The organism is Streptosporangium sp. NPDC050855 (assembly GCF_044456585.1).
In the GTDB taxonomy this organism is placed as follows: domain Bacteria; phylum Actinomycetota; class Actinomycetes; order Streptosporangiales; family Streptosporangiaceae; genus Streptosporangium; species Streptosporangium longisporum.
In genome coordinates this window covers 37,774-51,303 of record NZ_JBITFY010000035.1, presented here as the reverse complement: position 1 = coordinate 51,303, position 13,530 = coordinate 37,774, and the positions used below count along the sequence as shown (strand labels likewise).

15 protein-coding genes are annotated in these 13,530 nt (G+C 68.8%); 2 read left to right on the top strand and 13 right to left on the bottom strand.

The window, feature by feature from the left end; genetic code table 11:
• Positions 1–20: 20 nt before the first annotated feature.
• Together ACIBCT_RS38630 and ACIBCT_RS38625 are read right to left on the bottom strand one after the other, a co-directional pair.
• The gene (locus ACIBCT_RS38630; RefSeq protein ID WP_399196996.1) at positions 21–593 is read right to left on the bottom strand and encodes a PolC-type DNA polymerase III; all 573 of its coding nucleotides are present in this window, start codon (positions 591–593) and stop codon (positions 21–23) included.
• Positions 594–657: 64 nt separating this feature from the next.
• Positions 658–918 carry a hypothetical protein gene (locus ACIBCT_RS38625; protein ID WP_399196995.1) on the bottom strand — a complete coding sequence of 87 codons (261 nt, stop codon included), beginning with the start codon at positions 916–918 and terminating at the stop codon, positions 658–660.
• Positions 919–1,165: 247 nt separating this feature from the next.
• On the opposite strand from ACIBCT_RS38625, the gene ACIBCT_RS38620 reads away from it, so the two are divergent.
• The gene (locus tag ACIBCT_RS38620; RefSeq protein WP_399196994.1) at positions 1,166–1,789 is read left to right on the top strand and encodes an NUDIX domain-containing protein; all 624 of its coding nucleotides are present in this window, start codon (positions 1,166–1,168) and stop codon (positions 1,787–1,789) included.
• 105 nt (positions 1,790–1,894) lie between these two features.
• On the opposite strand, the gene ACIBCT_RS38615 is transcribed toward ACIBCT_RS38620, so the two are convergent.
• From ACIBCT_RS38615 to ACIBCT_RS38595, 5 genes are all read right to left on the bottom strand, one after another.
• Positions 1,895–2,452, bottom strand: a complete 558-nt coding sequence (locus tag ACIBCT_RS38615; RefSeq protein ID WP_399196993.1) for a phosphotransferase — start codon at positions 2,450–2,452, stop codon at positions 1,895–1,897.
• A gap of 534 nt (positions 2,453–2,986) precedes the next feature.
• Positions 2,987–4,108 (bottom strand): CU044_5270 family protein, encoded by a 1,122-nt coding sequence (locus ACIBCT_RS38610; RefSeq protein WP_399196991.1) that lies wholly within the window; start codon positions 4,106–4,108, stop codon positions 2,987–2,989.
• Positions 4,105–4,632 (bottom strand): RNA polymerase sigma factor, encoded by a 528-nt coding sequence (locus ACIBCT_RS38605; RefSeq protein WP_399196990.1) that lies wholly within the window; start codon positions 4,630–4,632, stop codon positions 4,105–4,107. Before ACIBCT_RS38605 ends, ACIBCT_RS38610 begins: the two co-directional genes overlap by 4 nt.
• Before the next feature lie 306 nt (positions 4,633–4,938).
• Positions 4,939–5,613, bottom strand: a complete 675-nt coding sequence (locus tag ACIBCT_RS38600; protein WP_399196989.1) for a response regulator — start codon at positions 5,611–5,613, stop codon at positions 4,939–4,941.
• The gene (locus ACIBCT_RS38595; RefSeq protein WP_399196988.1) at positions 5,601–6,794 is read right to left on the bottom strand and encodes a sensor histidine kinase; all 1,194 of its coding nucleotides are present in this window, start codon (positions 6,792–6,794) and stop codon (positions 5,601–5,603) included. The genes ACIBCT_RS38600 and ACIBCT_RS38595 overlap by 13 nt, the downstream gene beginning before the upstream one ends.
• 169 nt (positions 6,795–6,963) lie before the next feature.
• On the opposite strand from ACIBCT_RS38595, the gene ACIBCT_RS38590 reads away from it, so the two are divergent.
• Positions 6,964–7,650 carry a DUF4386 domain-containing protein gene (locus tag ACIBCT_RS38590; protein ID WP_399196986.1) on the top strand — a complete coding sequence of 229 codons (687 nt, stop codon included), beginning with the start codon at positions 6,964–6,966 and terminating at the stop codon, positions 7,648–7,650.
• Positions 7,651–7,669: 19 nt separating this feature from the next.
• Here the strand turns inward: ACIBCT_RS38590 and ACIBCT_RS38585 are convergent, their stop codons facing one another.
• From ACIBCT_RS38585 to ACIBCT_RS38560, 6 genes are all read right to left on the bottom strand, one after another.
• Positions 7,670–8,200 carry a hypothetical protein gene (locus tag ACIBCT_RS38585; RefSeq protein ID WP_399196985.1) on the bottom strand — a complete coding sequence of 177 codons (531 nt, stop codon included), beginning with the start codon at positions 8,198–8,200 and terminating at the stop codon, positions 7,670–7,672.
• Positions 8,201–8,786: 586 nt separating this feature from the next.
• Positions 8,787–9,602 (bottom strand): ABC transporter permease, encoded by an 816-nt coding sequence (locus ACIBCT_RS38580; protein ID WP_399196984.1) that lies wholly within the window; start codon positions 9,600–9,602, stop codon positions 8,787–8,789.
• A gap of 10 nt (positions 9,603–9,612) precedes the next feature.
• Positions 9,613–10,374, bottom strand: a complete 762-nt coding sequence (locus ACIBCT_RS38575; protein WP_399196983.1) for an ABC transporter permease — start codon at positions 10,372–10,374, stop codon at positions 9,613–9,615.
• Between the two features lie 13 nt (positions 10,375–10,387).
• Entirely contained in the window at positions 10,388–11,365 is a 978-nt protein-coding gene (locus ACIBCT_RS38570; protein WP_399196982.1) for an ABC transporter ATP-binding protein, read from the bottom strand.
• A gap of 637 nt (positions 11,366–12,002) precedes the next feature.
• A complete protein-coding gene (locus tag ACIBCT_RS38565; RefSeq protein WP_399196980.1) occupies positions 12,003–12,632 on the bottom strand; it encodes a maleylpyruvate isomerase N-terminal domain-containing protein in 630 nt (209 codons plus the stop codon).
• Positions 12,629–13,513, bottom strand: coding sequence for an NAD(P)-dependent oxidoreductase (locus tag ACIBCT_RS38560; protein WP_399196979.1), 885 nt, complete (start codon positions 13,511–13,513; stop codon positions 12,629–12,631). Before ACIBCT_RS38560 ends, ACIBCT_RS38565 begins: the two co-directional genes overlap by 4 nt.
• Between the last annotated feature and the right edge of the window lie 17 nt (positions 13,514–13,530).

Sequence of the window (13,530 nt, the reverse complement as noted above, 5' to 3'; positions counted from 1 at the left end):
GGCTACCTCAGCCCCATCGACTACGAGCAGCAGACCATCGATGGGGTGCTGCTCGCCGCATAACAACCGGTGTCCACACTTCGGGGCGAGCCCCCCAACGCGTCCAGGCCGTGGGAGGACAGCTCGGGGTAGATGCTGCGGGCCAAACGGACGGTGTCCAGCAACGGAACGGCCGCGAGCGCCGGGCAGTGCGCGCCTTGGTGGGCGATCAGCGTCGCCTCGGTGCCGGCGCCGTGGGCGATGAGCCGGTAGGGCGGCATGGTCAGGTGCGCGTCCAGGTCGGCCATGACGTGCTCGGGACCTGGCGCATCGGCCAGCATAGCGGCGGTGATGCCGGTCTGGCGGACGTCGAAGTCGGTCACCGGCACGTCAGTGGGCGGGCGGATCAGGGACTGAAACCGCCAGGACTCCACCACCTCGCCGTCCCTGGTCTTCAAGGCCAAGGCCGCGACCTCGGTTGGCACAGGAGGGCGACCTGCCGGGGTCAGTCCCTCGAAGTCGATGACCACGAAGGTGTGGCGGACAAAGTCCGGGTCGCCGGCAAGCCCCGGCCCGGCTGCCGGCGGCGTGCTCAAGGGTGCTGCGGGGTCCATGCCAAGGCCTCTTTCTGGATGATCTGCGCGTAGCGCAGCGCTTCTTCGGTGTCGCCGCCGCCCATCACCACGGCCAGCAGGCGGTCCAGCCGGCGGCGGCCGGGCAGGACGCGAGGTTCAGCACCCGACACGCCGGGTGGGCCGAGGTCGCGCACAAATCGAACGTGCCGACGCCGTTGTGCGCTCCAGCATCGGCCAGACGGCGGGCGAACGCGCGCGGTTCGGTCATGGTGATGGACCCCAGCAGGCTGTAGCTGTTGGGGTCCTTCAGCTCCTGCTCAAGATGTCGGCCGCGTGCACCGGAGTAGGTGATGATGTGGTGCATGGTCAGATCCGTTGAGCACCTCAGGCCGCGACACCGCTGACGACGTCTGGGAGAATCGGCTACCCGCTCATGGCGTTCCCGTCGCGTTGATGCCGCGGTCGCGCGGCGAACCAGCGCCGCCGCGGTGGCCCGCGCTCGCGCAGGCGTCAGTGGACCACCGGGAGGCATCGCAGAGGGAGAACACTTCACGCGTCCGCTGGCCCACCAGCCAAGCACGCCCGCAGGTCGATGATCGGGAAGGAAGGCAATGAGTTCGCTGGCCGAAGAGCACGCCCGCTCGGCGGTGCGTGAGCTGGTCGCCGCCATGCGACCACACGACCCACAAGAAGCCACCGACCAGGCGTGGGTATTCGCCTGGATCGACTCTGGAACGCAATTGTGGCGTGTGGAAAAACCAGCGACGCCACCCAGCCACCTGGTCGTCTACACCGTCTTGTTCGATGAGCCGACCCGCTCGATCATGATCGTCTACCACCTGCTCGCCCAGGCGTGGCTCTTCCCGGGCGGCCACGTAGATAATCTTGAAAATCCACGCTCCACAGCTCGGCGCGAGCTGACGGAGGAACTGCAGATCGAACCCCCGTTCCACCCGGCACTCGGTGATGACCCGGTCTTCTTGACCGTCACCCAGACACGGGGCCCAAACACCCACACCGACGTCACGCTCTGGTTTTTGTTCCTGGCCAACCGGGAGGAGCCGGTCGTGCCCGATCTGCGCGAGTTCAGCGAGGTACGGTGGGTGCCGCTCGATGACCGAGCATCCTGGCCAGAGGGTGTCTTCGACCCGGGCCTCGAGCGCTTCCTGAACAAACTCACGACCCTCCTCGCCCCTGAGGCTTCGACAGGGAGCGCATCTCATCGCGGGCTCTGACAACCGGGACGGCCAGGTTGATCCGCGCGCTCACCAGCTCGCGGCGCCAGCCCACCAAACCGGGCGTGTGCCGCACGTGGAGCGCAGAGCGCAGCCACACGGAACCTACGAGCTTTTCGTGAACGCTGCCCGTACCTGATCCCGGCGTGCACTCCACCAGTGCAGCAGCCGTTCTCCCGATGCCCACAGACGATCAGGGTTGTGATCATTCCTGTCGTAGTGCCAGGTGAGCTGCCAAAACCCGGGCATGCAATCCCACCATTGGCGCTCAACCGCGTCCACCAGATCCGCGTCGCAGATCGGTATCACAGACCGGTACCCGGCGACGAACGCCTGCACCCGCTCCAGGTCCCAACGCCCGTCGGCGGCGGCGAACTGCACCCGCGCCGTCCGCACGACCTCCTCACCGTAGGGGCGGACCCGAAGCCGGTCCCAATCGAGTACCGCCGTGACCACCCCGTGCTCCCACAACAGGTTCAGCACCTGAACATCGCCATGCGTCCACCCCGCCGGCCCCCGCACGTCCTCACCGTCCTGCGCCTCGGCCGCCGCCGTGTCGAACGCATCCGGCTCGGTGCGGTCGGCGATGATCGCCAGGAACCGATCTGCTTCGGCCATGTCGTCCTTAGGGGCGCGTACCTTCGGCCTCAGCGCGCCGGTCACGGACTCCAAGCCCGCGGCGGGGGAGGCCCGCGCCCGACGAATGCTCCGAGAGCAGCGGCCTCATCCAAGCCTAGGTCGAGGCCGGTGCGGTGCTCGCCACCCGCCCAGGGCAGCGCCACTCCCGCCGATGCGTTCTGGACCCGGCGAATCTCCCATGAGAACGGGGATTCCGGCAGGTGAAGGGGCGTGAGCAGCGAACAGAAAACGACGTTACTGGGCTCGGCCGGATGGTTGCGGACCTTTCTGTGGATGGCCAGCGGGTGGCGGTGCTCGGTGACGACGGTTGTCAGCACCTGCGGGCCAGCGGCCGGTTCGGCTGCGCGGTTCCTCGGCAAGGGCGTCGCAGCCCCCACCACCGGCCCTACCTGGTGACTGGCGCCTGTGGTGGATCGCCGACGGGGTGCGCTACCCGAGCCGGCCTTCACCGGGCACGGGGCCGGGCGGCGTGGAAGGCCGACGGTTCGGTGGGTGATGACGTCCACCGGGCAGGTCGTCGATCCCGCCTCGGTGTCCAAGCGGCGGAACCGCCGGCCGTTACGGCTTGACCGGCTTCCGGTCGGTCCACTCGGCTTTGATGATCGCGTTCCAGTTGACGACGGTGCCCGGCTTCGCCCAGCCGTAGGTCCCGGTCGGGGCGACAGCCACGAACCGGTCCGTCAGCAGGATGCCGGTGTCCGGGTCGACGATGAGCTGCCGCTCGAACGTGCCAGTGGGCCACCTCTCGGCCCGGGCGACGCCCTGGCCCTTGCGCTCCAGCGCGTCGGTCACCTCACCCAGCGATCGCACATCGTTCAGCCCGGCGAGCACCTGGTAGGCTGCGGCCCGGACACCGGGCTTGACGGGCAGGTCGCTCAACAGGCCCGCGGTCACCTGGAAAAGCCAGGAGTCGGCATCCTGCGGGTCGTCGGACTCGGTGCCGTGCCCCCGGTACCCCTTGAGCAAGTACATCTTCAACTCGGCCGCTGTCGTGGGCAGGGCCTGAAGCTCGGCCACCGAGACGTTCTCACCGGCCAGCTCGGCGACCTTGTCGCCGTCGTTGATCACGTTGCCGACGGGTTCGCCCCCCTTGGCCTTGATGAGCAGGCGCGCCTTGCTGTCGGCCATGGTCACCGTCCATTCGGTCGGCGAGCCGTCCTGCTTCCAGGCGGTCTCCGAGCCCGGCGCGGGCCTGGTGTCCAGGTTCTGGGACACCCACCAGCTTTCCTGCTTCGGAGAGCGGGCGATCCATCGTTGACTGCGGCCCAGGCTGTTCACCGTGTAGGGCACCTTGGTGCCCACCTGCTGAGCGTTGCCGCCCGTGCTTTCGACGTACCAGTAGGCCCCGCTGCCTTGGCGGGCCTTGAGGGAGGACTCGGCCGCGACGAGGAGGATCTGCCTGGCCGACGACCGCTTCACCGGCTGCTCCTTTTTGGCCACGGCCGAGGAACTCGGGGCCGGTGTCGTGCCGCCGGTCGCGGTGATCGTCACAGCCACGGCGGTGGCGGCCACACCCGCCAGGCCGAGCGCCCACACGGGCCTGGGGACGCGGGTCCTGCGCATCCGCGCCGGCCTGGCCTGAGACATGGCGTAGGAGAGCTCGGCAGCCCGGGTGCGCTCGTCGACCGGGGTATCGAGACGGGCCGGGCGGGCCGCCCGCAGTCGGTCCATCGGGTTCATGACCACTCCTCCGTGAGATTGTGCACCCGGGACGGGGGACGGACCGCCGGTGCCGACTTCATCGCCTGGGCCAGCCGTTTGCGGGCCCGGTGGAGCCGCACCCGGAAGGTCCCGGTGGAACATCCGATGACGCGTGCCGCGTCGCGCGGCGAGAGCCCCTGCCAAGCCACCAAGATCAGCAGCTCGCGTTCGTCCTGGTTCAACGAGGCGAGCGCGGTCATGACGGTGAGACGTTCGGTCACCTGGTCGGCGTGGTCCTCCTCCGTCCACGCGCGCAACTCGCCGGCGAGCGACTCTCGCCGGATCTCGGTGCGGATGTTGTCCCGCAGCACGTTGCGGGCCACGCCGAGCAGCCATGGCAGCGCAGGCTCCGGTATGGCGTCGAACCGCCGCCAGGCGATCGCGAACGTCTCGCTCACCACCTCGTCGGCGATCCGGCGGCCCGCCTGACTGACCACGTAGGCCCAGACCCGCTGTCGGCACTCGTCGTACATCGTGGTGAACCGCTGTGAGTCGTCCGTCACCGCCTGGCCCCCCTTCGTCCGGGGTAATTTGCTTCAACACCAGGAAGTGGGCCGAGGCCTCCAAATGTTACGAACGACTTCGAATCATCTTCTGATGGTCCTCCGCCTCCGGGCATGTCCCAGCAGCCGGGTGAGCCCTCACCGGGCTGAGATATTACGGTTTCAACGCCGCGGTGACCCGACGCCGTCGGCGTGAGGTCGCCCGCCACAGCGGGAATCCCGGACCGCGCTCCGGGCGGGTCCCGCTCACGCGCTCGCGGCCTGCTCGGCGGGCACGGCACCGGGTGCCACCGGGCAGGGAACTCATCAGGATCCCGGCTCCGGCCCGGCGTCGTGCACGTACCGGGCGACCTGGACGCGATTGGTGACCTCCAGCTTGGCGAACACGCTTCCGACGTGCGTCTTGACGGTGGCGAGACCGAGGTGCAGCGACTCGGCGATCTCGGCGTTGGACAACCCCTCGCTGACCGCGAGGGCGACCTGTCGTTCACGATCCGTCAGTCTGGCGATCAGCGTGCGGGCCGCGCGTTGCCGGGAGTCATCCACCTGCCTGGTGGCCATCGTGATGAGCCGGCCGGTGATGCTCGGTGAGAGCGTCGGCTCGCCGAGCGCGACGCGACGTACGGCAGCGACGATGTCGGCGGGCCTGGTGTCTTTGAGCAGGAATCCCACCGCGCCCTCGCGCAATGCCACCAGGACCATCTCGTCGGTGTCGAACGTGGTCAGGACGATGATCCGCGCCGACGTCCCCCGCTCGTGCAGCCTGCGGGTGGCGGCCAGCCCGTCCATCCGGGGCATCCGGATGTCCATCAGGACGACGTCGGGTCGTTCGCGCATGACCACGTCGATCGCGTCCCGCCCATCGGCCGCCTCGCCGACGACGTCGATGTCCGGGGCGCCGCCCAGAATCAACCGGAGCCCCTCTCGCACCAGCGCGTCGTCGTCGACGACGACCAGCCGTACTGAGCTCAGCTCGGCCATGGCAGCCTCACCGTCACGACGAAGGACCCGTCCGGCCGTGGCCCGTGGAAGAAGGTCCCGCCCGCCAGCTCGACGCGCTCCGCGAGCCCCAGGAGGCCGACTCCCGGTGACGGCGGGTCCCCGGGCGCCCGGTCACCGAGAAGGTTGCGGACCTCGACCTCGAGCACACTCCCGGTGGTGCCGGCGAGCCGCACCACGACGGGCTCGCCGGGGGCGTGCTTCCTGGCGTTCGTCAGAGCCTCCTGCACGATCCGGAACGCCGTGCCCGACAGGGTTTCGGGGAGGTGGGACGTGAGCACCTCCCCGCTGTCGAGCCGGACCGCCGAACCCGCCTCTCGGGCGTCGGCGAGCAGGGCGGGCAGTTCCGCCAGCGTGGACTGCGGTCGTTCGACGGCGACGTCCACGGGTCCGTCCGCCCGCAGGACTCCCAGCACGTCCCGCAGCTCGGCCAGTGCGAGCTGGGCGTTGTCCTGGATGGTCTCCGCCGTCCTGGCCGTCTGCTCGCGACCGAGGTTCTCGCGGTAGGTGAGCGCTCCGGCGTGGAGCGCGACAAGGGAGATCCGGTGCGCCAGCACGTCGTGCATCTCCCGTGCGATCCGGGTCCGTTCCGCGTCGCGGGCGATCTTCGCGGTCAGCGCCTGCTCTCGTTCGACGGTGAGCGCCCGCTCGCGCAGGGAGTCGACCAGCTCGCGACGGGCGGCGATGTAGTATCCGGTGGCCACGGCGGCGGCGAAGAAGGCCCCGCCGAGCACGATGCCGCTCGCCGCCTCCGGGCCACCGCCCTCGGTCAGGTGGAAACGGGGCCGGTACAGCAACTCGGACACGATCGAGCCCGCGAGGAACACGGCCGCGACGATCGCGACCTGGGAACGCCGCCGCCGCGTGGCCATCGAGGCGACGGCCAGCGCCGTCGTGCCCATGCTCGTCACCGACACGGCACAGGCGGCGCTGACGAGACATGCCACGACCAGGGGACGGCGGCGCCGTAGGGGAAGGAGTGCGAGTGTCACGGCACCCAGCGCGAGGTCGAGCACCAGCACCGCGCCCACGACGTCCTCCTGGGCCGCGGTCAGCGGCTCAGACAGCACCACGGCGGTCATCGCACCCCACGCCGCCATGCCGACGACTGTCGCGAGCAGATAACGCCAGGCACGGGACCACGGACGCGGTGGTTTGGACATGACTGGAGCCTAGATGTTCCCGGGGAGGCTGCGGGCCCGTCGCGGGGCTCGGCCGTCTCCACCCAGAGGTGGAGACGGCCGAGCCCTTGTGGGGAGTTGCCCGAGGTTTCGGCCGGGCAAGGTTGAAGCCGTCATCCCCACCACAGGCTCCACGCCACAAGGAGAAGCCATGACCAGACCCACGACGCTGGCGAGAACCGCCGGTCTGCTGTACCTGGCGCTCGCCGCCCTGGGCACCTGGGCGGAGTTGTTCGTACGCGGCGGTGTGCGCGTGCCCGGCGACGCCGCCGCCACGGCCGCCAACATCGTGAACCACGAAACGCTCTTGCGCTGGGGCCTGGCCGCGGACGTGCTGATGGCGGTGGTCTTTGTTTTCCTGGGCCTTGTCCTGCAGCGCCTGCTGCACCACGTCGACGAGCGCGCCGCGACGGCGCTCTTGGTGTTCGTGTCGGTCGGTGCGGGCTCCATCCTGCTCAACCTCGCCTTCCACCTCGGGGCGCTGCAGGTGGCCACCGGTCCGGCACGGGCCGATGGGATGGCGTCGCTGCTGCTCGAACTGCACGGGTACGGCTACACCCTCGGCGGTGTCTTCTTCGGCCTGTGGCTGCTGCCCATGGGGTACCTCGCCTGGCGCTCACCTTTGTTCCCGAAGCCGATGGGCGTGCTGCTCGTCATCGGCGGCTTCGCCTGGGTCGTCGATCCGGTGATCGCGTTCGCGCTGCCCGCCGCTCCCGGTCTCGTTCGCGACGTGGTGTCGGCTCCCACGTGGCTCGCGGAGTTCGGCCTGATGTTCTACCTGATCATCCGCGGCGTCCGGTCGCCGGCGCCCGCCGACACGCCCGCTTACAGCTCCTAGACGAATGAGTCCGATGTGATCAGTCGTTGCCGATGAGGGTGAGGCCGTGGTCGAGGCGGGCATGGAACGTGGGCCGGACGCTGGTCGGACCGCTCAGGACGAACTCGTAGGCGGCGTCGTCAGGATCGTCGGGATCCACGAGGTGCCCGCGGACTTCCACTTCGTACCAGCCGGGTGGTACGGAAATGCGACGATGCCGGGGATCGTCGGGCGTCCACTTCGTGAGGTGGCCCAGGCCACACAGCAGCAGCTCTTGTGACCGGACGTGCAGAGCCCACCCGGCGGATGTCACCTTGGGGTCTTGCCACGGTGAAGGACTCCGGGCATGGCGTACGAGCACGGTGTAGAAGCCGGGATCGATGTTCTGCGCGGGAATCGCGATGCCGTCACGTACGACCTGATCGCCCTGTTCACTCGTGCTGAACAGCTGCAGCAGATTCCTGCCGACGGGGTTGCCGGCACCGACGTCGTCGAGCCCTGTGGCATCGAGCAGCACGAACCCGAAGAGCTCGGGAAAGCATCCTTTGAACCGCGCGGCGGGAAACGTCATGGCCGAACAGTAACGAGTCGCGCCTGCACGCAGCCTCCCGCGGAGCAAGATACGGCCCGGGCTTCGCCCCTCGCCCCTTGTAGGAAACGGTCCGGCTTCCCGGTCCGGTCACGGGAAAGGGGCGAGGGTCTCGATGATCCGTTTGTGACGACGGACCTTGAGACCCTCTTGACCGTACTGTGCGTGAAGATCGACGATGAGATCGGGGGGAACGCGGTGGATGGGACGACCGCTCCTGCTCAGCGACTGCGAACTCGTCTGCCCGGCCGTGGCCCAGGCCCCTGCTCGGCTTCCGTTTCGAGGCGTGTTGGCTGCGCTTCGCCCGCAAGCGCCTGGCCGCCCTGTTTTCATACCTTCCACAGCAGTTTGAGGACAACAAGCGCTCATGCGCGGCGTTGCCGCTGGTCGAGCGTATGATCCGGGAGCTGGCAACGGACAGCGACTTCTGGACGGACACCGTGTGGATCACGGACTCCACCTTGGTGTCCTGCGGCATGTCGCGCATGGTGACCGTTGTGAACCGAGCCGTCGAGTTGTTCGCCGGCCCCGATTTCGGCTGGCATCGACCCGTCCGTGCGGTGCGGTTTCAGTGCAGCATGACGCGCGCCCACCGCCTCCGGGCCACCACGAGGCCCAGCGCTCCCAGCGTCAGGAGATAAGCCACGCTCACGATCATGCCGGAGTCGATCTGGCCGAGGGCGCACCCTCGCAGCAGCCCGATGGCGTGGTAGAGCGGCAGCAGCTCCACGAGGATCTGCACCGCCCGGGGATAGACGGTGACCGGGTAGAACGTCGTCGCGAACAGGAACATCGGCAGCAGTACCAGTTGCACGTACTGGAAGTCGGACCAGGCCCTGATGCGCGTTGTCACGGCCAGTCCCGCGCTTGCGAAGGCGAAGGCCACCAGCAGTGTCCCGGCCGCCGCGATCAGGGCGTTCGACCAGGAGACCAGCCCGAACATCGTGATCACGAGGAGGAACCCGGCCGCGGTGACGAACCCGCGCAGTACCGCCCAGGCCACCTCGCCGGCGATGATCCCGGTCAGGGACACGGGGGTGAACAGGATCGCCCGGTAGAACCGCTCATGGGTGAACTTGACGAAGGCGCCTTCCATCGTCTCGTACAGGGCGCTGTTCATGACCGCCGTGGCGAGCAGGCCGGGTGCGACGAACGCGGCGTAGGTGACGCCCACCCCGTTGACGTTTCCGACAAGCTGCCCGATGCCGACGCCTATGGCCAGCAGGTACAGGACGGGCTCGAAGATCGAGTACATCGCCATGGTCCACGGGTTGCTCCCGGTGTGCACCCGCAGATTGCGAAACACCAGGAAGTGCGCGCCACCCCAGCGGGGGACGATCGGCGGCGCGGGTGATCGGCTGTTCAGCATCGTGCTCTGCACCATGTGATCCCCCTCAGATGTGGATGTGGCGCCGGTAGGTGGTCAGGGCCACCGCGATGCCCCCGGCGGTGAGTGCGGCCAGGTAGCCGACGTGGATCGCGGAGGTGAGGAGGGTCGCGGTGCCCAGGCTCAGGGTGCGGCACAGGTCGACGCCGTGCCACAGCGGCAGGACGTAGGCCAGCGGGCGCAGCCAGTCGGGGAGTGTCTCGATGGCGAAGAAGGTCCCGGAGAACAGGTACATCGGCATCAGCACGAACCGGAACACCGTGTTGAGGGTGCCGAACGTGTCGACGGTGATCGTCCACGCCGCCAGCGGGGCCGCGAAGGCCATGCCGGTGAGCAGGGCGGCGGGCACGGCGAGCACGGCCCACGGGGAGCGGGCGGCGCCGAAGGCCGCCATGACCACGGCGAAGGCCAGCGCGCTCGTCCCGATTCTGAACGCCATGAACAGCAGGTGCCCGGCCATGATGTCGCGGGGTTCCAGCGGGGTCGCGGCGGCCACCAGGTAGCCCTTGCCCTGTCGCAGGGAGCTGTGGACCATGAACGCCGCCTCGACGTAGGCGTTCTGCATCGCCGCGGCGGCCAGCATCCCGGGGGCGAAGAACTCCAGGTAGGTCAGGCCGCCCAGCGATGAGGGGTCCACCAGCTGTCCGAGCCCGGCGCCGATGGCGATCAGGAAGAGCAGCGGGTTGGCCACGCTGATGACGATGGTGCCCTTCCAGGTGCGGCGGTAGCGGAGCATCCACGAGGAGAACTCGCGAAGGAACATAGGCATGTGTCGTCCGCCTTCAGTCCGTCAGGGTCCGGCCGGACAGGCGCAGGAACACGTCCTCCAGCGTCGATCTCCGGACCAGGGCGGTGATCGGGGTCATCCGTGCGGCGGTGACCTCGGCCAGCGTCGCCTCACCGTCATGGGTGTAGACCAGCACCCGGTCCGGCAGGACCTCCACCCGCTCTCCCTCGTCGGTGCGGATTCGGTCGTGCAGTTTCTCCGCGGCCTGCTCGTGCTCGTCGATCCGGAACCTCAGCTCCAAGACCTCGCGCGTGGAGTGCCTGCGGATGAGCTCCTGGGGTGACCCCTCGTCCGCGATGAGCCCTTTGTCCATCACCACCAGGCGGTCGCACAACTGCTCGGCCTCGTCCATGTAGTGGGTGGTGAGCAGCAGTGTCACTCCCTGCTGCTTCAGCCTGAACAACCTGTCCCACAGCACGTGCCGGGCCTGCGGGTCGAGCCCGGTGGTCGGCTCGTCAAGCAGGAGGATGTCCGGCTCGTTGATGAGGGAGCGGGCGATCGTCAGCCGCCGCCGCATGCCGCCCGACAGCGCCCCCAGCTTCTCGCCCGCCTTCTCCTCCAGCTGCGCGAACTCCAGCAGGCGCTGCGCCCGCTCCCTGATCACGCGGCGGGGCAGCCCGAAGTACAGGCCGTACATCGTCAGGTTCTCGTGCACGGTGAGATCGGGGTCCAGCACGTCGTCCTGCGGGACCACGCCCAGGCGCGCCCGGATGCTCCGGCCGTCGCGCGCGGGGTCCATGCCGAGGATGCGCAGAGTTCCCGCGGTGGCCGTGGAGACGCAGCCGAGCATGCGCATCGTCGAGGACTTGCCCGCCCCGTTGGGACCGAGGAATCCGAAGGCCTCCCCCCGGTCGACGTGGAAGTCGATCCCGGCCACGGCCTGGAACCCGGCTGTCCGCCTGTCCCTGGGCGGGTACGTCTTTTTGAGCCCTTCCGCCCGGATCAGCGGTGTCTCACTGCCATCGCCCGTCATGGACACCTTGAACTCTCCGGCACAACGAGCCGCCTTGCCCATAGATCACAGAATTTTCAAGATGTTATTCTGCAAGATACAGAGAAAAATATGCAATATATTTATGTAGGGACGTAGCGGTATATATCGGTCCTGACGTCAGGGGGCGGCGTCCCTGCGAGTGCCTCGCAACGCCGACAGGTGTCGAGGCGGGGAGGCCGGTTACTTGCCCGCGTTGTCTGAAGCCGGTGAACCTCAACGAGGGCGATCCCGGTCAGGGCGAGCAGTTGGAGCTGTTCGGGATCTGACCCGGTTGCGAGGGCCGACCGGTCGCGGATGCCCCGGCAGTTCCGTTGGGGCGGGAGGGCGACGCCGTAGCCGGTACGGTCAGCGGGTCGGCAACGATCCGGCCGCAGACGACACGGACCAACGCCACCCGCACGACCGAGCCGGCCGTATCGTTTCCGACGCGTCCGGTTGCACGTCGTTCCGCTACGAACCAACTGCCTGACCTGTACATCAGGAGGCGTTGAAGCCCAGCGTGTGGTCGCCGGATCCGGCCGTGGCGCTCACCTGGTAGCGGTACCGGCCCGGCGTGCCGATGTAGCCGTCCGCTACCCGTACCGGACTGCCCCGGCGTTCCCCGCCGACAGGATGATCAGTTTCCGTACCACTGCCATCGGGTGCGCCGGGGCAGTCCGGGAAGCACGACGCGACCGGTGCACCACAGCAGGGTCGCGGACGGATCGTGCCCGGACGGAGCATCCGGGAAGAGGCGGGTGAGGACCGCGGCGCTCGGCTCGGCGGCCGGTGTCCAGGGCAGGCCGAGGGTGCGGGTGATGTCGTAGGTGTGAACGGCCAGCTCGACGATGCCCATCGCGGCGAAACCGGTGGCGTCCGAGTGTCCCCAGGGGTGCCAGGCGCGCGCGTCTGCGGCGGTGTCCCGGACCGTGGTGCCGAGCAGGGAGGTGGCGATGCCGAGTCCTTCCAGGCACGCGGGAACGGGGGCGTCGGCGTCAAGGGAGGCGAACAGGGTGATGTAGCGGTCATGGGGGCGGGCGATGAGCAGACCGGCGTAGCCGACCAGGCCGAGGGCCAGGTGGTCGAGGGTCTGGCGGCAGGTCCAGTCGAGGTCACCGGCCCGGCGTGACCAGTCCTGGTCGGCTCCCTCGAGGAGGACGGCCAGGCAGTCGTCGACGACGGCCGACAGCAGGCCCGGCCATGGCTCGATGGCGGTGGGCACCGGGTCGGCGAAGGAGGGGAGGGCGGTCTGCGGTGTCGCGGTCATCGGCCGTTCTCCGGGTTCCTCAGGACTTCAATCACGCTCGCGTAGCTGTCGGAGCCGTGGCCGGCCGCGCTCGCCCGCTGCATGGTGTGCTTCAACAACTCGGGGAGTGCGTTGTCGACGCCCCGCGCCGCCACAGCGTGGAGGAGATGGTCGATGGCCGCGATCTGCACATCGACGGTGGCGTCGTCACCCGGATACAGGCCCGCGTCCACCTGGGGTGCGTACGCGGTCATGAACCCGGCGACGGCGGACAGCCAGCGGACCGCGAAGGGGGTGAAAGCCGTGGCTTGCGTCTTCTCCGCGCCGACCAGCGCGGTTCCGTGCAGCCAGCCGGTCATGGCGGACCACATGAGGCCGAGCAACGCCGCATCGTAGAGGGACGCCAGGCCCGGATCGGCGCCCAGGTGCACGGGATCGCCCAGCGCCGTCAGGGTAGGACGGTGAGCTTCGAAGACCTCGGACGAACCGCTGTAGAGGAACATCATCTCCGGACTGCCCACGCCAGGGGGAGTCGTCATGACGGCGCCGTCGAGATAGCCGGCGCCCAGCGAGCGGGTCCACGCGGCGCTCTCCCGCGCCTGCTCCGGGGAGCCGGAGGTGAGATTGATCAGAGTCCTGCCTTCGAGAAAGGCGCCGGCGGGCTCCAAGACGGCGTGCAGCGCCTCGTGATCCAGCACGCAGGCGACGATGAGCGGGCTCGCCGTGACGGCCTCTTCGGGCGTGGCGGCGGGAAGGGCACCCCGGGCGGACAGCGCCTCGGCCTTGTGCGCCGTACGGTTCCACACGGTGGTTCGATGGCCACGGTCCAGCAGTGCGGTGGCCAGTGCCGAGCCCATCGAGCCCAGCCCGATGACGGTCACGGCCGGGTGGTCAAAGGTCACTCATGACTCCTCGTCAG

Excerpts from the sequence above, each read along its gene's own strand:
- ACIBCT_RS38630 (WP_399196996.1), bottom strand. The coding sequence starts at position 593 with ATGGACCCCGCAGCACCCTTGAGCACGCCGCCGGCAGCCGGGCCGGGG.
- ACIBCT_RS38625 (WP_399196995.1), bottom strand. The coding sequence starts at position 918 with ATGCACCACATCATCACCTACTCCGGTGCACGCGGCCGACATCTTGAG.
- ACIBCT_RS38620 (WP_399196994.1), top strand. The coding sequence starts at position 1,166 with ATGAGTTCGCTGGCCGAAGAGCACGCCCGCTCGGCGGTGCGTGAGCTG.
- ACIBCT_RS38610 (WP_399196991.1), bottom strand. The coding sequence starts at position 4,108 with ATGAACCCGATGGACCGACTGCGGGCGGCCCGCCCGGCCCGTCTCGAT.
- ACIBCT_RS38600 (WP_399196989.1), bottom strand. The coding sequence starts at position 5,613 with ATGGCCGAGCTGAGCTCAGTACGGCTGGTCGTCGTCGACGACGACGCG.
- ACIBCT_RS38595 (WP_399196988.1), bottom strand. The coding sequence starts at position 6,794 with ATGTCCAAACCACCGCGTCCGTGGTCCCGTGCCTGGCGTTATCTGCTC.
- ACIBCT_RS38590 (WP_399196986.1), top strand. The coding sequence starts at position 6,964 with ATGACCAGACCCACGACGCTGGCGAGAACCGCCGGTCTGCTGTACCTG.
- ACIBCT_RS38585 (WP_399196985.1), bottom strand. The coding sequence starts at position 8,200 with ATGACGTTTCCCGCCGCGCGGTTCAAAGGATGCTTTCCCGAGCTCTTC.
- ACIBCT_RS38580 (WP_399196984.1), bottom strand. The coding sequence starts at position 9,602 with ATGGTGCAGAGCACGATGCTGAACAGCCGATCACCCGCGCCGCCGATC.
- ACIBCT_RS38575 (WP_399196983.1), bottom strand. The coding sequence starts at position 10,374 with ATGCCTATGTTCCTTCGCGAGTTCTCCTCGTGGATGCTCCGCTACCGC.
- ACIBCT_RS38570 (WP_399196982.1), bottom strand. The coding sequence starts at position 11,365 with ATGACGGGCGATGGCAGTGAGACACCGCTGATCCGGGCGGAAGGGCTC.
- ACIBCT_RS38565 (WP_399196980.1), bottom strand. The coding sequence starts at position 12,632 with ATGACCGCGACACCGCAGACCGCCCTCCCCTCCTTCGCCGACCCGGTG.